General features: G+C 64.9%; 26 protein-coding genes. 8 read left to right on the forward strand and 18 right to left on the reverse strand.

Annotated features, from left to right (window positions below; genetic code table 11):
* Positions 1-6: 6 nt before the first annotated feature.
* A complete protein-coding gene (locus tag Q8Q53_RS12215; RefSeq protein ID WP_305702049.1) occupies positions 7-1,023 on the forward strand; it encodes an alpha/beta hydrolase in 1,017 nt (338 codons plus the stop codon).
* Complete coding sequence (locus tag Q8Q53_RS12220; RefSeq protein WP_305702050.1) at positions 1,023-2,603, forward strand: family 43 glycosylhydrolase; 1,581 nt, start codon at positions 1,023-1,025, stop codon at positions 2,601-2,603. Before Q8Q53_RS12215 ends, Q8Q53_RS12220 begins: the two co-directional genes overlap by 1 nt.
* 154 nt (positions 2,604-2,757) lie before the next feature.
* Here Q8Q53_RS12220 and Q8Q53_RS12225 read toward each other — a convergent pair whose 3' ends face one another.
* The 8 genes from Q8Q53_RS12225 to leuC form a co-directional block, all read right to left on the reverse strand.
* On the reverse strand, positions 2,758-3,558 hold the full coding sequence (locus Q8Q53_RS12225) for an NUDIX domain-containing protein (protein WP_305702051.1): 801 nt from the start codon (positions 3,556-3,558) through the stop codon (positions 2,758-2,760).
* 399 nt (positions 3,559-3,957) lie between these two features.
* The gene (gene grxD, locus Q8Q53_RS12230) at positions 3,958-4,287 is read right to left on the reverse strand and encodes a Grx4 family monothiol glutaredoxin (protein WP_305702052.1); all 330 of its coding nucleotides are present in this window, start codon (positions 4,285-4,287) and stop codon (positions 3,958-3,960) included.
* 20 nt (positions 4,288-4,307) lie between these two features.
* Positions 4,308-4,541: a BolA family protein gene (locus Q8Q53_RS12235; RefSeq protein WP_305702053.1), complete on the reverse strand. Its 234-nt coding sequence runs from the start codon at positions 4,539-4,541 to the stop codon at positions 4,308-4,310.
* A 3-nt stretch (positions 4,542-4,544) separates the two neighbouring features.
* The gene (locus Q8Q53_RS12240; protein WP_305702054.1) at positions 4,545-4,868 is read right to left on the reverse strand and encodes a DUF1476 domain-containing protein; all 324 of its coding nucleotides are present in this window, start codon (positions 4,866-4,868) and stop codon (positions 4,545-4,547) included.
* A gap of 151 nt (positions 4,869-5,019) precedes the next feature.
* Complete coding sequence (locus Q8Q53_RS12245; RefSeq protein WP_305702055.1) at positions 5,020-6,018, reverse strand: NADPH:quinone oxidoreductase family protein; 999 nt, start codon at positions 6,016-6,018, stop codon at positions 5,020-5,022.
* The gene (leuD, locus tag Q8Q53_RS12250; RefSeq protein WP_305702056.1) at positions 6,015-6,611 is read right to left on the reverse strand and encodes a 3-isopropylmalate dehydratase small subunit; all 597 of its coding nucleotides are present in this window, start codon (positions 6,609-6,611) and stop codon (positions 6,015-6,017) included. The genes Q8Q53_RS12245 and leuD overlap by 4 nt, the downstream gene beginning before the upstream one ends.
* On the reverse strand, positions 6,611-6,790 hold the full coding sequence (locus Q8Q53_RS12255; RefSeq protein WP_305702057.1) for a hypothetical protein: 180 nt from the start codon (positions 6,788-6,790) through the stop codon (positions 6,611-6,613). The genes leuD and Q8Q53_RS12255 overlap by 1 nt, the downstream gene beginning before the upstream one ends.
* Before the next feature lie 72 nt (positions 6,791-6,862).
* Complete coding sequence (gene leuC / locus Q8Q53_RS12260) at positions 6,863-8,299, reverse strand: 3-isopropylmalate dehydratase large subunit (RefSeq protein WP_305702058.1); 1,437 nt, start codon at positions 8,297-8,299, stop codon at positions 6,863-6,865.
* A gap of 110 nt (positions 8,300-8,409) precedes the next feature.
* Between leuC and Q8Q53_RS12265 the strand changes: the two genes are divergently transcribed.
* Both Q8Q53_RS12265 and Q8Q53_RS12270 read left to right on the forward strand, forming a co-directional pair.
* Positions 8,410-8,823, forward strand: a complete 414-nt coding sequence (locus Q8Q53_RS12265) for a thioesterase family protein (RefSeq protein WP_305702059.1) — start codon at positions 8,410-8,412, stop codon at positions 8,821-8,823.
* Between the two features lie 4 nt (positions 8,824-8,827).
* On the forward strand, positions 8,828-9,346 hold the full coding sequence (locus Q8Q53_RS12270; protein WP_305702060.1) for a sterol desaturase family protein: 519 nt from the start codon (positions 8,828-8,830) through the stop codon (positions 9,344-9,346).
* 5 nt (positions 9,347-9,351) lie between these two features.
* Here the strand turns inward: Q8Q53_RS12270 and Q8Q53_RS12275 are convergent, their stop codons facing one another.
* Genes Q8Q53_RS12275 through Q8Q53_RS12320 form a run of 10 tightly spaced genes read right to left on the reverse strand, consistent with a single transcriptional unit; the run spans position 9,352 to position 13,045 of the window.
* Positions 9,352-9,708 carry a YbaN family protein gene (locus tag Q8Q53_RS12275; RefSeq protein ID WP_305702061.1) on the reverse strand — a complete coding sequence of 119 codons (357 nt, stop codon included), beginning with the start codon at positions 9,706-9,708 and terminating at the stop codon, positions 9,352-9,354.
* The gene (locus tag Q8Q53_RS12280; protein WP_305702062.1) at positions 9,695-10,105 is read right to left on the reverse strand and encodes a SufE family protein; all 411 of its coding nucleotides are present in this window, start codon (positions 10,103-10,105) and stop codon (positions 9,695-9,697) included. Before Q8Q53_RS12280 ends, Q8Q53_RS12275 begins: the two co-directional genes overlap by 14 nt.
* Before the next feature lie 25 nt (positions 10,106-10,130).
* On the reverse strand, positions 10,131-10,358 hold the full coding sequence (locus tag Q8Q53_RS12285; RefSeq protein WP_305702063.1) for a hypothetical protein: 228 nt from the start codon (positions 10,356-10,358) through the stop codon (positions 10,131-10,133).
* A 33-nt stretch (positions 10,359-10,391) separates the two neighbouring features.
* Positions 10,392-10,643 carry a hypothetical protein gene (locus tag Q8Q53_RS12290; RefSeq protein ID WP_305702064.1) on the reverse strand — a complete coding sequence of 84 codons (252 nt, stop codon included), beginning with the start codon at positions 10,641-10,643 and terminating at the stop codon, positions 10,392-10,394.
* Positions 10,644-10,663: 20 nt separating this feature from the next.
* A complete protein-coding gene (locus Q8Q53_RS12295) occupies positions 10,664-10,924 on the reverse strand; it encodes a hypothetical protein (protein WP_305702138.1) in 261 nt (86 codons plus the stop codon).
* Between the two features lie 56 nt (positions 10,925-10,980).
* Positions 10,981-11,259 (reverse strand): hypothetical protein, encoded by a 279-nt coding sequence (locus Q8Q53_RS12300; protein ID WP_305702065.1) that lies wholly within the window; start codon positions 11,257-11,259, stop codon positions 10,981-10,983.
* Between the two features lie 27 nt (positions 11,260-11,286).
* Entirely contained in the window at positions 11,287-11,664 is a 378-nt protein-coding gene (pspC, locus tag Q8Q53_RS12305) for an envelope stress response membrane protein PspC (RefSeq protein WP_305702066.1), read from the reverse strand.
* Position 11,665: 1 nt separating this feature from the next.
* Positions 11,666-11,956, reverse strand: coding sequence for an envelope stress response membrane protein PspB (pspB, locus tag Q8Q53_RS12310; RefSeq protein WP_305702067.1), 291 nt, complete (start codon positions 11,954-11,956; stop codon positions 11,666-11,668).
* A 4-nt stretch (positions 11,957-11,960) separates the two neighbouring features.
* Entirely contained in the window at positions 11,961-12,872 is a 912-nt protein-coding gene (pspA, locus tag Q8Q53_RS12315) for a phage shock protein PspA (RefSeq protein WP_305702068.1), read from the reverse strand.
* An 11-nt stretch (positions 12,873-12,883) separates the two neighbouring features.
* The gene (locus Q8Q53_RS12320; protein ID WP_305702069.1) at positions 12,884-13,045 is read right to left on the reverse strand and encodes a hypothetical protein; all 162 of its coding nucleotides are present in this window, start codon (positions 13,043-13,045) and stop codon (positions 12,884-12,886) included.
* A gap of 151 nt (positions 13,046-13,196) precedes the next feature.
* On the opposite strand from Q8Q53_RS12320, the gene pspF reads away from it, so the two are divergent.
* The 4 genes from pspF (at position 13,197) to Q8Q53_RS12340 (ending at position 17,352) form a co-directional block, all read left to right on the forward strand.
* Entirely contained in the window at positions 13,197-14,231 is a 1,035-nt protein-coding gene (gene pspF / locus Q8Q53_RS12325) for a phage shock protein operon transcriptional activator (RefSeq protein WP_305702070.1), read from the forward strand.
* A 169-nt stretch (positions 14,232-14,400) separates the two neighbouring features.
* Entirely contained in the window at positions 14,401-14,997 is a 597-nt protein-coding gene (gene rimP, locus Q8Q53_RS12330; RefSeq protein ID WP_305702071.1) for a ribosome maturation protein RimP, read from the forward strand.
* Positions 14,998-14,999: 2 nt separating this feature from the next.
* A complete protein-coding gene (gene nusA / locus Q8Q53_RS12335) occupies positions 15,000-16,640 on the forward strand; it encodes a transcription termination factor NusA (protein ID WP_305702072.1) in 1,641 nt (546 codons plus the stop codon).
* A complete protein-coding gene (locus Q8Q53_RS12340) occupies positions 16,621-17,352 on the forward strand; it encodes a DUF448 domain-containing protein (RefSeq protein ID WP_305702073.1) in 732 nt (243 codons plus the stop codon). The genes nusA and Q8Q53_RS12340 overlap by 20 nt, the downstream gene beginning before the upstream one ends.
* Positions 17,353-17,365: the final 13 nt, after the last annotated feature.

The following is a 17,365-nucleotide window of genomic DNA, read 5'->3' on the forward strand; positions in this document are numbered from 1 at the left end:
GACGCCATGAAGATGGACCGCAGGTCGTTGATTGTCGCGGCATCGCTCACCGGACTGGCAGCGGGTCGCACCGGGCGGGCGGGGGCACAAACGCCTCCGCCCGTTGTGGTTCAAGGCCAATCGCGTGGTGGGCCGCCGGGCCTGCCGCAACCAGCCGAAACGGTCGATCTGTGGCCCAATGGGGCACCCGGCGTTCCGGCGGGGCTCTCCGAAATCGTGCAGGAACGCTCGACCGACGGTCTGGTCAGCGACCGGGCGGTGTGGGGGATAACCCGCCCGCGCATGGCCGTGTTCCGGCCTGACCGGCCCAATGGCGCGGCGGTGCTGCTGACGCCGGGCGGCGGCTACAAATGGGTGGTGGTGGACAAGGAGGGCTATGAACTGGGCCGCTGGCTGGCAGCGCGCGGGTTCACGGCCTTTGTCCTGTTCTATCGCCTGCCGGGTGAGGGCTGGGCGTCTGGCCCGGATACGCCGCTGGTCGATGCGCAGCGCGCGATGCGGCTGATCCGCCACCGCGCGGGCGAATACCGGATTGATCCCGAGCGCGTCGCGGCGATGGGCTTTTCCGCCGGGGGGCATGTCTGCGCCAGCCTGTCGACGCGGTTCGCGGCGCGGGTTTACGATCCGGTCGATGCGGCGGACCGGCTGTCGGCGCGCCCGCTCTGCGCCGCGCCGATCTATCCGGTGGTCAGCATGGACCCGGCCATCGCGCACATGGGATCGCGTGAAAAGCTGCTGGGCACCGCGCCCACCCCGGCCGCAGAGGCAGCCAACTCCCCGGATCGCACCGTGCCCGCCGATGCCCCGCCGCATTTCCTGCTGCATGCCGAGGATGACGATGTGGTCCCGGTCGACAACGCCCTGCGGCTCCACACCGCGCTACGGGCGCAAAAGGTGCCGGTCGAACTGCATCTGTTCGCGAACGGCGGCCACGGCTTTGGCCTGCGCAAGGCAACGGGCAAGCCGGTGGAAGTCTGGCCGGACTTGTGGCGCGGCTGGGCGCGGACCGTGGGGCTGGGCTGATGGAGCGGCGCGACCTGCTGAAGCTGGCGGGGGCCGCTCCGGTGGTGCTGGGGACCGCTCCCGCATTGACCCACCCAGCGTCTCGCGCCGCACGCGGGACCGAGCGGCAACGCCAGCCGGACCTTGGCAATGGCACGTTCCTCAACCCCGTGCTGTCCGGCGACCGGCCCGATCCGGCGATCCTGAAGGACGGGGACAACTATTACCTGACCTTTTCCAGCTTCGATGCCTATCCGGGGCTGACGATCTGGCATTCGCGCGATCTGGTGAACTGGCAGCCGCGCGGGCCGGCGCTGACCCGCAACATCGGCTCGGTCTGGGCGGTCAGCCTGGAAAAGCATCGCGGGCGCTACTTCCTCTACATTCCGGTCAAGGCGGAACGCAACGATACCTTCGTGATCTGGGCCGATCAGATCGACGGGCCGTGGAGCGATCCGGTGCCGCTGGGCCTGCCGCGCCATATCGATCCGTGCCATGCCGTGGGTGAGGATGGCTCGCGCTGGCTGTTCCTGTCGGGCGGAGATCGGGTGCGGCTGGCAGTTGATGGCCTGAGCCTCGCAGGGCCGGTCGAGCATGTCTATGATCCATGGCGTTATCCCGACACGTGGGATGTCGAAGGGTTCGCGCCGGAGGGGCCGAAGATCCATCGCCGGGGCGGCTGGTTCTATCTGGTCACAGCCGTTGGCGGCACGGCGGGACCGCCGACCGGGCATATGGTGATCGCGGCGCGCTCCCGCTCCATCCACGGGCCGTGGCAGCAACATCCCGGCAACCCGCTGGTGCGGACGCAATCGGCGGGCGAGGCGTGGTGGTCACGCGGGCACGCGTCGCTGGTTGAAGCACCGGATGGCAGCTGGTGGTCGCTCTATCACGGCTATGAGGCGGGGTTCTGGACGCTGGGGCGGCAGTGCCTGCTTGATCCGGTGGAATGGACCGCCGACGGCTGGTTCCGGATGAAGGGCGGCGATCTGTCGCGGCCCTTGCGCAAGCCGCGCGGCGGACAGGCGTTGGCGCACGGAATGGCGCTGTCGGATGATTTTTCAGCGCCGCTGCGCCTCGGCAGCAAGTGGTGCTTTTTCCGGCCTGCTGCGGATGAGACCCGGCGGGTGCGGGTGGAAGGCGGCGCGCTGCACCTTGCGGGCAAGGGGCTGGCCCCGTCGAGCGGATCGCCCTTGCTGCTCACAGCGGGTGATACTTCTTACCGGTTTGAATGCGATATCGAACTGGCACCGGGCGGAACAGCGGGGCTGGTGCTGTTTTACGACGACAAGCTTTACGCCGGGCTGGGGTTTGATGAACAGCGCTTCGTCACGCATCAATACGGGATTGAGCGGGCGCGTCCGGTCAATCCGCACGGGCGGCGGATGAAGCTGCGCATCACCAACCGGCGGCATATCGTGGCGATCCATACCAGCGGTGATGGCGGCTTGACGTGGCAGCGATTCGACCGGGGGATGGAAGTATCCGGTTATCACCACAACGTGCGCGGCGGGTTCCTGGCGCTGCGACCGGGGCTATACGCCGCCGGACCCGGCCAAGCGACGTTCCGTGACTTCCGCTACAGCGCTCTGGACGATTGATCCGGCCGGGTAATTATCCGGAATCGTCGGCGGCGTGATGGCCGTCACGGCGCTGTCTTCGATTGACCGTTATTTAATCAATGCGACCCGACCGATGGTTCTTCTGTCCATCGGCACCTGACCCCCGTGCAAATCTTGCGCGGGGGTTCCTTTTTCAGCCCCGTGCGGCTGTTTCCAGCTTTTCGCCGGTGATTGGATAGCCTGCATCGGCGTCGATCTTGAGCCACGGCTCGCCGTTTTCCAGTTCCATGAACGGGGTAATCATCCGCACCGGATGATCGGCCACATGTGTCACCGCGTCATCGAAAGTGCCGAACAGCGCCAGCCGTTCCAGATTGCGGCGGGTGGGGAAGATCACCTTGATCTGGCCCTGTTCAGCCAGATCCAGCGCCCCGGCTGCACTGGCCCAGAACAAGTGCGTGTTTTCGGTATCGTCGACCAGCAGTTCGACCGCCCCGGTGCCCAGATCGGCCAGATAGAAGCGGGTGTCGAATACGCGCACTTCGCGGTGCTTGGGGCGCCAGCGGGCAAACGGCACCAACCGCTCAAGATCCAGGGTCCAGCCCATCGCGTCCAGCACCGGGGCGAGTTCGCCCTGTTCGAGCAGCAGCGCGCGGGCGCGCAGGGCGTCTTCCAGACTGGGGCGTTGGTGAACGCCGACGGCCAGGCCGGTTTCCTCCAGCGTTTCGCGCACGGCGGCAATCCGCGCGGCGAGTTCATCGCGGGAATCGTCACCCGCCGCGCCAAGGGCATCCGCCAGCGCAAAGTCGGCATCGTCCACGCGCCCGCCGGGGAACACTGCCGCGCCGCCGGCAAAGCGCATCTGCTTCGAGCGCTGGACCATCAGGAGTTCAGGCGGACCGCCATCGGGCGCGTTGCGGAAAATGACCAGCGTGGCGGCCGGGGTGGCTGGCGGCGGTTCGCCGCTCGTGTCGAAAATATCTGCAATGTCCATCTTGCGCCGCACCGTGCAGGGGGGAAGCGGCTTTGCCAAGGGGCTTTCCCATCATTTTATCGCATTGCCTGTCGGCCAGTTTTACAATCGCCGATTGCGGTATCCGGGCTGCCTTGGCCAAAGTGCTGAAAAATAAGCGGCTGATGGATTTGGCACGGTCAATGCATATAAGTTTGCACCCAAGCAGTCTCGACTGAGGCGGGGCCGCTTCTGGTCTCCGCAGCCCCGCCTCCCCGAGAACTTTGGTTCCCCACATCCGCAAGCTGGAACGCAGCCGCCCTCAAAGCAGCCGCCTCAACGCAGCCATTCGTGTCAGCCGCGTGGCCGATTCATGTCAGCGCATACGAAAAAGGCCCCCCGCGCGGCGGGAGGCCTTGTTGTCGGGTCGGCGGGGCCGGATCAGTTGGCGGAAGCCACGCCCGCGTCAGTGACCAGCTGCTGCAATTCGCCCGCTTCGAACATTTCCATCATGATGTCGCTGCCGCCCACGAACTCACCCTTCACGTAAAGCTGGGGGATGGTCGGCCAGTCGGAGAATGACTTGATGCCCTGACGGATTTCCATGTCCTGCAACACGTCCACGCTTTCATAGCTGACGCCAAGGTGATCGAGGATCGCGATTGCCTTGCTGGAAAAACCGCACTGCGGGAACAGCGGGGTTCCCTTCATGAACAGCACCACATCGTTGGTGCCCACGATATCGGCGATGCGCTGGTTGGAATCGGACATGGGGTAAGCTCCTTCGCCGCTCAATTGGGAACGGCGGTGGTCAGTTGCAAGGCGTGCAGTTCACCGCCCATGCGCCCGCCGAGCGCGGCATAGACCAGTTTGTGCTGGGCAATGCGCGGTTTGCCGGTGAAAGCGGCGGACACGACATGGGCGGCATAATGATCGCCATCGCCGCGCAAGTCGGTGATTGTGACGTCCGCATCGGGCAGCGCCGCCTTGATCAGCGCCTCGATCTGCGCGGCGGCCATGGCCATGGCTCAGGCCTCGCCCATCAGCGCGCGTTTGGCTTCCACGGTTTTGGCTTCCAGCGCGGCGCGGACATCGGCATCGCTGATGTCGACCCCGGCCGAAACCAGATCGCCCAGCAGCTTGCGGATTACGTCTTCATCGCCCGATTCCTCAAAATCAGCCTGAACGACGGCCTTGGCATAGCCTTCGGTTTCGACGGCGGAGAGGCCCATCTTTTCGGCAGCCCACTGGCCGAGCAGACGGTTGCGGCGGGCGGTGATGCGGAAATGCATTTCGCCGTCGTGGGCAAACTTGGCTTCTTCAGCGCGTTCACGGTCGTTGAAATTGGTCATGCTGGCTCCTGCTCGCAAATCTGGGCGGCGCTTGCCCGGCGCAAGGCGCAGGGATTGGCACCTGATCGAAATCGAGGCCCGCCTTACACGCCGCCGATACAGAGGCAAGCGTCATTGGCTGTGGCCAAGGTCAACTGACTTGTCCGACGGTTCAGTTCATCGTCACCACGACTTTGCCGATGGCCTTGCGGTCGGCCAGCAACTGGATCGCCTCTCCGCCGCGCTCCAGCGGGAAGGTGGCCGATACCTTGGGCTTGATCTTGCCGGTCTTCAGCAGGTCGAACAAAGTCGCGATGTGCGCGGCATTGGCCTGCGGATCGCGCGCGGCGAACGCGCCCCAGAACACGCCGCACACGTCGCAGCTTTTCAGCAGGGTCAGGTTGAGCGGCAACTTGGCGATCCCGGCGGTGAAGCCGACCACGCAGAAGCGGCCTTCCCATGCGATGGAGCGCACCGCCGGTTCGGAATAGTCGCCGCCGATGATGTCATAGATAACGTCCGCCCCGTTGGGGCCGCACGCGGCCTTGAACGCTTCGGCCAGTGCCTTCGACTGGTCCTTGTCGAGCGGGGCGCGGGGATAGACCACCACTTCGTCGGCCCCGTGTTCGCGCACGACAGCGGCCTTTTCCTCGCTGGAAACGGCGGCGACAACCTTCGCGCCATACGCCTTGCCCAGCTCAACCGCAGCCAGACCCACACCGCCCGCAGCACCCAGCACCAGCAGGGTTTCGCCCGCTTTGAGGTGCCCGCGATCGAGCAGCCCGTGCATGTTGGTGCCATAAGTCATCAGCAGCGATGCGCCGGTTTCAAAGCTGGCGTCATCGGGCAGGGGCCACATCCGCGCGGCATCGGCCAGCACTTGTTCGGCCAGACCGCCATTGCCCATCATCGCGATTACGCGGTCGCCCGCTTTCCACTGGGTCACGCCTTCGCCGACGGCATCGACGATCCCCGCCACTTCGCCGCCGGGCGAATATGGACGCTGCGGTTTGAACTGATAGAGGTCCTGAATCATCAGCACGTCGGGGTAGTTGATCGAACAGGCTTTGACCTTGATCCGCACCTGACCGGCACCGGGGACGGGGCTGTCCAGCGTGTCCAGAACCAGCGTGTCCGGTCCACCGACCGCGTGTGTCCTCAGGGCCTTCATGCAGCTACTCCCGTTGCCAGCCAGGGTGTTTCCCCTGCGCTCTTGTTTTCATACTGGGCGATCTGATCGCCGCGCGCCAGTGTCAGGCCGACCTCGTCGAGGCCATTGAGCAGGCAGTGTTTGCGGAACGCGTCGATTTCGAAGGTGAAGCGGTCCTGAAACGGGGTGGTCACGGTCTGGCTGTCCAGATCAATGGTGACCGGATCGGTCTGCGCCACTTCCATCAGCCGGTCGATCGCCTCCTGCGGCAGGGCGACGGTCAGGATGCCGTTCTTGAAGGCATTGCCCGAAAAGATATCGGAAAAGCTGGGCGCAATCACGGCGGTGATGCCCAGATCGAGCAATGCCCAGGCGGCGTGTTCGCGGCTGGAACCGCAGCCGAAGTTGTCGCCCGCGATCAGGATCGGGGAGCCTTTGAATTCTGCCGAATCGAACAGGTTGGCCGGATCCTGACGGATCGTCTCAAACGCGCCGCGCCCCAGCCCATCACGGGTGATGGTTTTGAGCCAGTGCGCCGGAATGATCACATCGGTATCGACGTTCTTGCGGCCAAACGGGATCGCGCGTCCCGATACTTGCTGAACCGACTCCATCAATCGGTCTCCGGCAGGTCTTCGTGGATCGGCTTTGACGCGGGCTTGTCAGCGCGTTCCCGGCGGCGCGAAGCATAGAGCAGTGCGGCGGCGAGGGCGGCGGAACCAATCGCAGCCCCGGCGAGGGCGGCTTTTCCGGTCCAGCCGGGCTTGTCGGACTTTTCAGAATTGTCGGTCATGACTTATCCTATGGTAACCGCCGGCGCGGCGTTCAAGCATCAGCCGGTAATTTCGTCGCGTTCGGACGGTCGTCAGGCGCTGGTCAGTTTCCGCACGTCGGTCAGTTTACCCGTCACCGCCGCCGCCGCCGCCATCGCGGGCGAGACGAGGTGGGTGCGCGCGCCCGGACCCTGCCGACCGACGAAGTTGCGGTTGCTGGTGGAAGCGCAGCGTTCCCCGGCGGGGACCTTGTCGGGGTTCATCGCCAGGCAGGCCGAGCAGCCCGGCTCGCGCCATTCGATCCCCGCGTCGATGAAGATGCGGTCCAGCCCTTCGGCCTCGGCCTGGCGTTTGACGAGGCCGGAACCGGGCACGACGATCGCCCAGCGGACGCCCGCGGCCTTCTTGCGGCCCTTCACCACGGCAGCGGCGGCGCGGATATCCTCGATCCGGCTGTTGGTGCATGAGCCGATGAACACGTTCTGCACCTCGACATCTTCCATCCGCTGGCCCGGCGTCAGCCCCATGTAGTCGAGCGACTTCTGCGCGGCTTCCTGCTTGGACGGATCGGTGAAGCTGGCGGGGGCAGGGACGACACCGGTAATCGGCACCACGTCTTCGGGCGATGTGCCCCAGGTGACGCTGGGGACAATGTCGGCGGCGTCGATCACCACGACCTTGTCGAACTTTGCGCCCGCATCGGTGGCGAGGCTGCGCCACCAGGCAACCGCCTTGTCCCAGTCTACGCCCTTCGGCGCGAACGGTCGGCCTTTCAGGTAGGCGAAAGTGGTATCGTCCGGTGCGATCAGGCCAGCGCGGGCGCCGTGCTCGATCGCCATGTTGGACACGGTCAGGCGTCCCTCCAGCGACAGGCTGCGGATGGCGGAGCCGGTGTATTCGATGACATAGCCAGTGCCGCCCGATGCGCCCAGCACGCCGCAGATGTGCAGGACAACGTCCTTCGCGGTCACGCCCGCGCCCAGTTCGCCTTCGACCCGGACTTCCATGTTCTTTGACTGCTTGAGCAGCAGGGTCTGCGTGGCGAGCACGTGCTCCACCTCGCTGGTGCCGATACCGAACGCCAGCGCGCCCAGCCCGCCGTGGCAGGCGGTGTGGCTATCGCCGCAGACGATGGTCGCGCCGGGCAGGGAGAAGCCCTGTTCCGGGCCGACTACGTGGACAATACCCTGTTCCGCATCAGCGTCGCCGATCAGGCGGATGCCGAATTCGGGCGCGTTGCGTTCCAGTGCGGCGAGCTGCTGCGCGCTTTCCGGATCGGCAATCGGGATGCGCTGCCCGGCGGCGTCGCGGCGCGCGGTGGTGGGCAGGTTGTGATCGGGCACGGCCAGCGTCAGGTCCGGGCGGCGCACCTTGCGCCCTGCCGCGCGGAGCGATTCGAACGCCTGCGGGCTGGTAACTTCATGGACGAGGTGGCGGTCGATATAGATCAGGCAGGTGCCATCGTCGCGGCGTTCCACCACATGGGCGTCCCAGATCTTGTCATAGAGCGTGCGTAAAGTGTGTGCCATGAGCGCCGATAGCCACAGCGCTGCGCAATTGGCAAGTCACTGGCCGATTTCCGCCCTTGCTTGCACTGTTGTTAATAGCAATGTCACAATGAACCGGCTATGGATGGGGCATGACTGCACCGACGTATTATTTCCCGATCAAGATCCTTCCCGGCGACATTGATTTCATGGGGCATGTGAACAATGCCCGCTATCTGGGCTGGGTCCAGGACGCGGTGCTGTCGCACTGGCACAAGCTGGCCCCCGCCGACGCGGTGGCGGAGCGGGCGTGGGTCGCGCTGAAGCATGAGATTACCTATCGCAAGCCCGCTTTCATCGAGGATGAAGTGATCGCGCAAGTCGTGCTGGAAAGCATCCACGGCGCGCGCGCGTTCTATCAGACCATCGTCAAGCGCGGCGAGGAAGTGCTGGCCGAAGTGAAATCCAGCTGGTGCTGCATCGATACCGCCACGCTGCGCCCCGCCCGGATCGGCGCGGATGTGGCCGCGTTCTTCTTCCCGCGCACCCCGGCGGCAGAGGGCTGAGCAGATGTCGGTGCTGGCCGCCTCTGCAATCGTGATCGCCACGGTGCTGGCGATGGAATGGGTGGCCTGGGCCAGCCACAAGTACATCATGCACGGCTGGGGCTGGGGCTGGCACCGCGACCATCACGAACCGCACGACAATTTCTTCGAAAAGAACGACCAATACGCCATCGTCGGTGCGGCGCTGAGCGTCACGATGTTCGCGATCGGCAGCCCGATGATCCGGGGTGACGCGGCATGGGCGCCGGGCACGTGGATCGGCCTTGGCATCCTGTTCTACGGGATCATCTATACGCTGGTGCATGACGGGCTGGTCCATCAGCGCTGGTTCCGCTGGGTGCCCAAGCGCGGCTACGCCAAGCGCCTGGTTCAGGCGCACAAGCTGCACCATGCGACCATCGGCAAAGAAGGCGGGGTCAGCTTTGGCTTTGTGTTCGCGCGCGATCCGGCGGCGCTCAAGCAGGATCTGAAAGCCCAGCGTGCCGCAGGGATTGCGGTGCTGCGCGAAGCGATTGAGGACTGATCGCGTTACTCGGCGCGGGTCCAGATCCATGGGCCGACGGTAACCAGCACGGCCACCGAGATCAGCACCCACGGCCAGCCGACCGTGAACCACGTAAAGCCCACGCCCGCGCTCATCGCCAGCACGGCGGACACTTTGGCGCGGCGCGGGATCGCGCGGCGATCCCGCCATTCGATCATCGCCGGGCCGTATTGCGGGTGATCATACAGCCGCTGCGCCCATTCCGGTTTGCCCCGAGCAAAGCAGAACGCGGCCAGCAGCAGGAACGGCACGGTTGGCAGGATCGGCAGGAACGCGCCGACCACAGCCAGCCCCAGCGCGGTCAGCCCCGCGCCCAGCCAGAGCGGCTTAGCCAGCGGCATAGCGGGCAGCCGTTTCGCGGATCAGCGCGATCATGTTCGGCACGCCCTGGGTGCGGTTGGAGGACAGCTGGTTCTTGAGGTCGAACGGGGTGAGCAGGGCGGCAATGTCGGTATCGGCCACGCTCGCGGCGGGCTGATCCTGCACGGCGGACACCACCAGCGCGACGATCCCCTTGGTGATCGCGGCGTTGCTGTCGGCCAGGAAGTGCAGCGATCCATCGTCGCGGCGCATCGGATAGACCCAGACGCTGGCCGAACAGCCGCGCACCAGCGTGGCGTCGGTCTTCAGCGGATCGGGCATCGGCTCCAGCTCGCGCCCCAGCTCGATCAGCAGGCGATAGCGTTCATCGCTGTCGAGGAAATCGTATTCTTCGTGAATCTCGGTCAGGCTGCGCATGGCTGGGCCGTTAGCGCGCGCGGCGCTAAAGGTCCACTCCGGCCGCAATCGCTTCGAGCTTGCGGATGCGTTCTTTCAGGTCCGCGATCTCGATCCGGGCCATGCCCGACCCGGATTCGGGTTCGGGGCGCCGGATATCGAGTTCGCGCACTTTCAGGGTCAGCCACCCCTGCCAGCCTTTCAGCATGGCAGCGGCGACGATGGCAATCGCGGCAAGGGTTGCGGCGGAGATGACGAGGTATTCGCTGATCATGGCGGTTACTCCCGTTGCTGGGGAGCCTGCGATTTATTTGTCGCGCAGGCTTTCGATTTCGGCGGCGATAGAGCGGGACTGGCGATCATCGGTGGCAATGCGTTCCAGCACTTTCAGCCGTTCGCGCAACTCGTGCAGTTCGCGCTCCAGTTCCAGTTCCCGTGCTGGCGTCACCGGTTGATTCGGCGGTTCCGCGCCGTTGTCCCGCTGGCGATGCCTGGACATCCGGATGCTGGCGAAGGCGATAATCGCGACGATGATGACCAATGCAGTCCAAGAATTCATGTTCCCCTCCCTCAGCCCGGTCAGTTGCGCGGCAATTGGCGCAGGGCTTCGATCTGGCTGGTCAGGCCATAGCCGCTGTCTGTGACAATTCGTTCGACATTGCCCAGCCGGTCCTTGATCGAACCGATTTCGGCGCGCAGCTGGGCATTTTCCTGGCTGAGCAGCTTGATCCGTTCCAATTCCTCGGAACTCGTCCTGGGATAGATTGCCTTGCCCCACGAACTTTCCAGCGGATAGCCGTGCTTGACGCGCAGCCAGGTGGTGATGACCCAGCCGATCATGCCGACCACGCCAAAGATTGCCGCGGCGGGGGCGAGGGCTTCGAGGACTTCGGGGCTCACGGCCGCACCTCCGGCTCGCGGGCATCGAGCAGCGCTTCGACCTTGCGGGCATCGCGCAGCGCCTCGATCTGGGTGGCGACATCATAGCCGCGGTCGGTGACGATGCGCTCCAGCACGCGCACGCGCTCTTCCAGTTCGGTGTTCTGGACGGCGTATTGCGCGGCCTTTTCGGCGGCAGCCTGCACTTCCAGTTCGGCGATCTTCTGGCGGTGCTTGGTCCAGATCGCGATGATCGGGATCGACAGCGCCAGGATCGGGATCAGAATCGGGTCCATCGTGGTATTCCCCCTCTTGCGCCGCGCTTAGCGCAGGCGCTCGATTTCTTCGGACAGGCGCGGGTTCGCGCTGACGTAATAGTGTTCGACGTCGGCCAGGCGGCGGTCGATATCACGGAAGCTGGCGCGGACGTCGCGGGCGGTGCGGGCCGGTGACTGGCGCACGCGTTGCCAGAACTTCTGCTCCTGGCTGTCGACATACAGGTGCGCGGGCTTCTTGTTGGCCAGGAACCCGGCGATGAAATAGAACGGGATGATCCCGCCGCCGGTCATGAAGACCAGGCCGACAAAGCCCAGCCGGACCCAGATCGCGTTGACCCCGGTATAGTCGGCAATGCCGGAGCAGATCCCCATCAGCTTGGCGTTCTGCTTGTCGCGGTAAAAGCTGGTGCGCGGACCGTTCATCTTACTTCCCCCCTTTGCGAGCAATCATGCGGTCCAGTTCCCGCAGCGGCTGGTTGTCGACTTCGCGGTCATGGACCAGGCGGGTCGGGCTGAAATCCGGGTTGTCGGCGGCGACCAGGCGCTCCACCGTGTCCATCCGGTCATCCAGGCGGCGGGCCAGCTGGTAGAGTTCTTCCAGCATCGCTTCATCACCCACCGTCAGCGTCGCGGCGGTCTTCCACTTGGTCACATAGTGCAGGATGATCCACGGAAGGCCGATAAACAGCGTTCCGAACAGGGCAACTTCTTCCATTGGCTCAGCCCTCCTTGGTGGTGTCGGCGGCGCCCGACAGGGCGCGCTTCATGGCTTCGAGTTCTTCGTCGATCTTGTCCTGCCCGGCGAGCGCGGAGATCTGGTCGGCCAGACTGGGCTGGCTGGTGCCGTCCGCCAGGCTCAGCGCGTCGGCGCGGCCTTCGGCGTAATCGACGCGGCGTTCCAGCTGGTCGAATCGGGCCATCGCCTCGTCCACCCGCTCGCTGGCCAGCAGCGTGCGCAGCTTGACGCGGTTTTCGGCGCTTTCCAGGCGGGCGGCAATCGCGGTCTGGCGGCTGCGGGCTTCGCGCAGGCGGGTCTGGAGCTTGTCGATGTCCAGTTCATAGGCGCGCAGGGCATCGTCCAGCACGGCGATTTCCGCCTTCAACTGGTCGGCCATGTCGGCGGCCTTCTTCTTTTCGACCAGCGCCGCGCGGGCCAGGTCTTCGCGGTCCTTGCTCAGCGCCAGCTGGGCCTTTTCCGCCCAGTCGGCCTGCAGCCGGTCCAGCTTCACGGTGTGGCGGTGCATTTCCTTCTGGTCGGCGATGGTGCGGGCCGCGCTGGCACGCACTTCGACCAGCGTTTCCTCCATCTCCAGGATGATCATGCGGATCATCTTCGACGGGTCGTCCGCCTTGTCGAGCAACTCGTTGAAGTTGGCGGCGATAATGTCACGGGTGCGGCTGAAAATGCCCATCAAGGGTACTCCGATACTGGAAAGCGAAGAGGCGGCGGGGGTGGGCGACTTGCGCAGGCGTTCCACTTCGTCGTCGAAGCGGGAAGCCTTGCGCGCGGAGCCGGTGCTCCCGCTCGAAAGGGTCTGGGCCGGAACGTCGCTGTGGCGGGGGGACTGGGTCCCGCCAGCGGGGGGCTCGTCGCGTTCCGGCCCAAGGGGGTTGAAGGGGTCGTTGACCATAACCGCGCCCATCAGGCCTGCTGCGCCGCAGCGACCTGCTGCGACTGGGCGACCGTCGGGGCGGCGTCCAGCTGGTTGGCCAGCACGAGGACGTTCATCGCCAGCATCGCGGTGACCGACAGCATGATCGCCTTGTCGAGCTTCGAAGCGGCGGAGAGAGGCTTGGTGAACATGGCGTTCCTCGTTGGATTGCGTTTGTCCGGTACTTCGCAAAGGGCGTGCCAAATTGCGGCCGGGCCAATTTTCCGGGGGTTTCGGCAAAAATCGACGAACGACGTGTTGGCCCCTGTTCCCAATGTTGGGGTATTTCGCTATATTTTGGGAATGGAGCGTGATGTTCAGTTCATTGGCCAGTCCACGGCCTTCCTCGATGCGGTGGAGCGGGCCAGCCGCGCTGCGCCGATGCGCCGCCCGGTGCTGGTGATCGGGGAGCGTGGAACCGGCAAGGAACTGATCGCCGAACGCCTGCACCGCCTGTCGCCGCGCTGGGGCGAGCCGCTCGTCACGCTGAATTGCGCGGCGCTGCCGGAAACGCTGATCGAGGCGGAGCTGTTCGGTCATGAGCAAGGGGCCTTTACCGGCGCTACCAGAGCACGGGCCGGGCGGTTCGAGGAAGCCGACAAAGGCACGTTGTTCCTCGACGAACTGGCGACGCTGTCGATGGGCGCGCAGGAACGCCTGCTGCGCGCGGTCGAATATGGCGAAGTAACGCGGATCGGATCGTCGCGCGCGATCCGGGTTGACGTGCGGATCGTGGCTGCCACCAACGAAGACCTGCCCCGCATGGCCGATCAGGGCCGGTTCCGCGCCGACCTGCTCGACCGGCTGAGTTTCGAGGTCATCACGCTGCCGCCGCTGCGGGTGCGCGAAGGGGATATTCACGTGCTGGCCGAGTACTTTGGCCGCCGCATGGCAACCGAGCTGGACTGGGAACGCTGGCCCGGCTTTTCCGACCATGCCTTGCACGCGCTGGAGGATTATCAGTGGCCGGGCAACGTGCGCGAACTGCGCAACGTGGTGGAACGCGCGGTCTATCGCTGGGGCGATGCGGAAACGCCGATCGCGCATATCCAGTTCAACCCGTTCGAAAGCCCGTGGAAACCGGAGTCGTTCGCAGTGGTGCGCAGCGAGGATCGGCCTACTTTTCATCCCGCGCCCGAACCGACGTCAAAACCGGCGCAGGACCTGGATTCGGTTTCAGACCTGCGCGCGGCAGTGGATGCCCACGAAAAGGCGATCCTGGAACAGGCGCTGGGCCGCAACCGCTATAATCAGCGTCAGACGGCCAGGGCGCTGGGCGTCAGCTATGACCAGCTGCGCCATGCGATGAAGAAGCATGGCCTGATGGATCGGAGCTGATGGATCGGGCCTGATGGAACGGGGATAACCGCCGCAGACTCCGCTTGCGTTTCGCCGGAAATGGGCCTAACGGACCGCTCATCCCGACATTGTGAAGCAAGGTCAGGGCTGGCGCCGAAAGGGGCCGGCGCAAAACGGCTTTTTGCGGTTCGGGCAAGACGGAGACGGCATGGCGGATATCGCGCGGATTATTGAGGTTGTTGAGCCAGAGGCGCAAGCGCTCGGCTTCGATCTCGTGCGCGTGATCGTGTTCGGCAAAAGCGAAGTGGGGGACGAGGAAGTCACCCTGCAGATCATGGCCGAACGCCCCGACACCGGCCAGCTGGTGATCGAGGATTGCGCCGAACTGTCGCGCCGGGTGTCCGATGCGATGGACGCGCTGGAAGAAGCCGGGGAAGTGCTGATCGAGGAGGCGTATCGTCTCGAAGTCAGCTCGCCGGGGATCGACCGCCCGCTGACCCGTCCGCAGGATTTCGCCAACTGGGCCGGGCATGAAGCGCGGGTTGCGCTCAAGGCTCCGGTCGCCGTTGAATCTGGGGCAAACCGCAAGGCCGTGCAGGGTGACCTGATCGGCATCGACGGCGATATCGTGACGCTGGAGGACAAGAAGTCCGGCCGCGTCACGTTCCCGCTGTCCGACATTCACTCCGCCAAGCTGGTCCTGACCGACCGGTTGATTGCCGCGACCCGTCCGCTTGATACTTCAGGAGTTGAAGTAGAAGAGTTTGGCGGGGCCGACGAATTGCTTGAAGAACAGGAAGACTGATTATGGCCAGTCCGATTTCTGCCAACCGTGCCGAACTGCTTGCCATCGCGACCTCCGTCGCGACGGAGAAGATGATCGACAAGTCGATCGTGATCGAAGCGATGGAAGAAGCGATCCAGAAGTCCGCGCGCAACCGGTATGGCGCGGAAAACGATATTCGCGCCAAGCTGGACCCGCGCACCGGCGATCTGCGCCTGTGGCGCGTGGTCGAAGTGGTCGAAGAGGTTGAGGATTACTTCAAGCAGGTTGACCTGAAGGCCGCGCAGAAGCTCGACCCGAATGCCGCGCTGGGTGACTTCATCGTCGATCCGCTGCCGCCGGTCGATCTGGGCCGGATCGACGCACAGTCGGCCAAGCAGGTGATCTTCCAGAAGGTCCGCGATGCCGAGCGTGACCGCCAGTTTGACGAATTCAAGGACCGCGCCGGCGAAGTCGTCACCGGCGTGATCAAGTCGGTCGAATTCGGCCACGTGATCGTGAACCTGGGCCGCGCCGAAGGCGTGATCCGCCGCGACCAGCAGATCCCGCGCGAAGTCGCCCGCGTCGGCGAACGCGTCCGTGCGCTGATCCTGAAGGTGGAGCGCCAGAACCGCGGTCCGCAGATCTTCCTGAGCCGGGCGCACCCGGAATTCATGAAGAAGCTGTTCGCGCAGGAAGTGCCCGAAATCTACGACAACATCATCGAGATCAAGGCCGCCGCCCGCGATCCGGGCAGCCGCGCCAAGATCGGCGTGATCAGCCGCGATTCGAGCATTGATCCGGTCGGCGCCTGCGTCGGCATGAAGGGCAGCCGCGTGCAGGCCGTCGTGCAGGAACTGCAGGGCGAAAAGATCGACATCATCCCGTGGAGCGAAGACACCGCAACGTTCGTGGTCAACGCGCTCCAGCCGGCGACCGTCAGCCGCGTGGTGATCGACGAGGAAGAAAGCCGGATCGAAGTGGTCGTCCCCGATGACCAGCTGAGCCTCGCCATCGGTCGCCGCGGCCAGAACGTGCGGTTGGCCAGCCAGCTGACCGGCTCGCAGATCGACATCATGACCGAGGCGGAAGCTTCGGAAAAGCGCCAGAAGGAATTCGCCGAGCGTTCGAAGATGTTCGAGGAAGAACTCGACGTCGACGAAACCCTGTCGCAGCTGCTGGTCGCCGAAGGCTTCAGCGAGCTGGAAGAAGTCGCCTATATCGAACTGGCTGAACTCGCTACGATCGAAGGCTTCGACGAGGAACTGGCCGAAGAACTGCAAAGCCGTGCCACCGAAGCGCTGGAGCGCCGCGAGGAAGCCAGCCGTGAGGAACGCCGCGGTCTGGGCGTCGAAGATGCGCTGGCCGAAATCCCGCACCTGACCGAAGCGATGCTGGTCACGCTGGGCAAGGCCGGGATCAAGACGCTGGACGATCTGGCCGATCTCGCCACCGACGAACTGATTGCCAAGAAGCGCATCGAACAGCGCCGCCGCGACAATTCGCCCAAGGCACCGACTGCCGCGCCACGCCGCAGCGAACGCGCTGAGGACAAGGGCGGCGTGCTGGGCGAATATGGCCTGAACGAAGAGCAGGGCAACGAGATCATCATGGCCGCGCGCGCCCACTGGTTCGATGACGAACCGGCTACTGAGGAGGCCGCCGATGCGGATTCCTCACAATGACGCGCTAGGTTTCGACAGCCTGGAAGCGCCCGAGCGGCGCTGCATCCTCACCGGGAACCATGGTTCCCGGGATGAGCTGATCCGTCTTGCCATTTCGCCTGATGGCGATGTGCTGCCCGATGCGCTGGCGCGTGCGCCGGGGCGCGGGGCGTGGATCGGCGTGTCGCGCGGCGAACTGGAAACAGCACTCACCAAGGGCAGGCTGAAAGGCGCTCTGGCGCGGGCCTACAAGGGCGCTGCGCTGACCATTCCTGCTGACCTGCCCGAACGGATCGCAGCCGCGCTGACGCGCGCCTTTACCGACCGGCTGGGGCTCGAAATGAAAAGCGGCAAGCTGCTGGTCGGGTCCGACCGGATCGCGGAAAACGCGCGGATGGGCAAAGTCCGCTGGCTGGCCCATGCCGCCGATGCTGGTACCGATGGCTCGCGCAAGCTCGACCAGGCGTGGCGCGTGGGGCAAGACGAAGAAGGTTCGGGCCGGCAGGGGATCACCTTGCCACTGGACCGGGCAACGCTGTCTGTGGCATTGGGCCGCGATAACGTTGTCCATCTGGCGCTGACCGATCCGGCAGCGGCCAAACGGCTGGCCGTCCCGTTGCAGCGCTTGCTGCGCTTCATGGGACAGGCACCGGCACCGCTTGGTGAGACCGAACAGAATGAAGGTGTGCATGTGGCAGATCCTGCCGCACCGCGCATCGTGACGACGAATTGAGACGTGAAGGGCC

Source organism: Novosphingobium sp., from assembly GCF_030699305.1.
GTDB lineage: Bacteria > Pseudomonadota > Alphaproteobacteria > Sphingomonadales > Sphingomonadaceae > Novosphingobium.

What these genes read in the sequence shown, in the direction of transcription:
- Q8Q53_RS12215 (WP_305702049.1), top strand. Translation starts at nt 7, where the DNA reads ATGAAGATGGACCGCAGGTCGTTGATTGTCGCGGCATCGCTCACCGGA.
- Q8Q53_RS12220 (WP_305702050.1), top strand. Translation starts at nt 1,023, where the DNA reads ATGGAGCGGCGCGACCTGCTGAAGCTGGCGGGGGCCGCTCCGGTGGTG.
- Q8Q53_RS12225 (WP_305702051.1), bottom strand. Translation starts at nt 3,558, where the DNA reads ATGGACATTGCAGATATTTTCGACACGAGCGGCGAACCGCCGCCAGCC.
- grxD (WP_305702052.1), bottom strand. Translation starts at nt 4,287, where the DNA reads ATGTCCGATTCCAACCAGCGCATCGCCGATATCGTGGGCACCAACGAT.
- Q8Q53_RS12235 (WP_305702053.1), bottom strand. Translation starts at nt 4,541, where the DNA reads ATGGCCATGGCCGCCGCGCAGATCGAGGCGCTGATCAAGGCGGCGCTG.
- Q8Q53_RS12240 (WP_305702054.1), bottom strand. Translation starts at nt 4,868, where the DNA reads ATGACCAATTTCAACGACCGTGAACGCGCTGAAGAAGCCAAGTTTGCC.
- Q8Q53_RS12245 (WP_305702055.1), bottom strand. Translation starts at nt 6,018, where the DNA reads ATGAAGGCCCTGAGGACACACGCGGTCGGTGGACCGGACACGCTGGTT.
- leuD (WP_305702056.1), bottom strand. Translation starts at nt 6,611, where the DNA reads ATGGAGTCGGTTCAGCAAGTATCGGGACGCGCGATCCCGTTTGGCCGC.
- Q8Q53_RS12255 (WP_305702057.1), bottom strand. Translation starts at nt 6,790, where the DNA reads ATGACCGACAATTCTGAAAAGTCCGACAAGCCCGGCTGGACCGGAAAA.
- leuC (WP_305702058.1), bottom strand. Translation starts at nt 8,299, where the DNA reads ATGGCACACACTTTACGCACGCTCTATGACAAGATCTGGGACGCCCAT.
- Q8Q53_RS12265 (WP_305702059.1), top strand. Translation starts at nt 8,410, where the DNA reads ATGACTGCACCGACGTATTATTTCCCGATCAAGATCCTTCCCGGCGAC.
- Q8Q53_RS12270 (WP_305702060.1), top strand. Translation starts at nt 8,828, where the DNA reads ATGTCGGTGCTGGCCGCCTCTGCAATCGTGATCGCCACGGTGCTGGCG.
- Q8Q53_RS12275 (WP_305702061.1), bottom strand. Translation starts at nt 9,708, where the DNA reads ATGCCGCTGGCTAAGCCGCTCTGGCTGGGCGCGGGGCTGACCGCGCTG.
- Q8Q53_RS12280 (WP_305702062.1), bottom strand. Translation starts at nt 10,105, where the DNA reads ATGCGCAGCCTGACCGAGATTCACGAAGAATACGATTTCCTCGACAGC.
- Q8Q53_RS12285 (WP_305702063.1), bottom strand. Translation starts at nt 10,358, where the DNA reads ATGATCAGCGAATACCTCGTCATCTCCGCCGCAACCCTTGCCGCGATT.
- Q8Q53_RS12290 (WP_305702064.1), bottom strand. Translation starts at nt 10,643, where the DNA reads ATGAATTCTTGGACTGCATTGGTCATCATCGTCGCGATTATCGCCTTC.
- Q8Q53_RS12295 (WP_305702138.1), bottom strand. Translation starts at nt 10,924, where the DNA reads ATGATCGGCTGGGTCATCACCACCTGGCTGCGCGTCAAGCACGGCTAT.
- Q8Q53_RS12300 (WP_305702065.1), bottom strand. Translation starts at nt 11,259, where the DNA reads ATGGACCCGATTCTGATCCCGATCCTGGCGCTGTCGATCCCGATCATC.
- pspC (WP_305702066.1), bottom strand. Translation starts at nt 11,664, where the DNA reads ATGAACGGTCCGCGCACCAGCTTTTACCGCGACAAGCAGAACGCCAAG.
- pspB (WP_305702067.1), bottom strand. Translation starts at nt 11,956, where the DNA reads ATGGAAGAAGTTGCCCTGTTCGGAACGCTGTTTATCGGCCTTCCGTGG.
- pspA (WP_305702068.1), bottom strand. Translation starts at nt 12,872, where the DNA reads ATGGTCAACGACCCCTTCAACCCCCTTGGGCCGGAACGCGACGAGCCC.
- Q8Q53_RS12320 (WP_305702069.1), bottom strand. Translation starts at nt 13,045, where the DNA reads ATGTTCACCAAGCCTCTCTCCGCCGCTTCGAAGCTCGACAAGGCGATC.
- pspF (WP_305702070.1), top strand. Translation starts at nt 13,197, where the DNA reads ATGGAGCGTGATGTTCAGTTCATTGGCCAGTCCACGGCCTTCCTCGAT.
- rimP (WP_305702071.1), top strand. Translation starts at nt 14,401, where the DNA reads ATGGCGGATATCGCGCGGATTATTGAGGTTGTTGAGCCAGAGGCGCAA.
- nusA (WP_305702072.1), top strand. Translation starts at nt 15,000, where the DNA reads ATGGCCAGTCCGATTTCTGCCAACCGTGCCGAACTGCTTGCCATCGCG.
- Q8Q53_RS12340 (WP_305702073.1), top strand. Translation starts at nt 16,621, where the DNA reads ATGCGGATTCCTCACAATGACGCGCTAGGTTTCGACAGCCTGGAAGCG.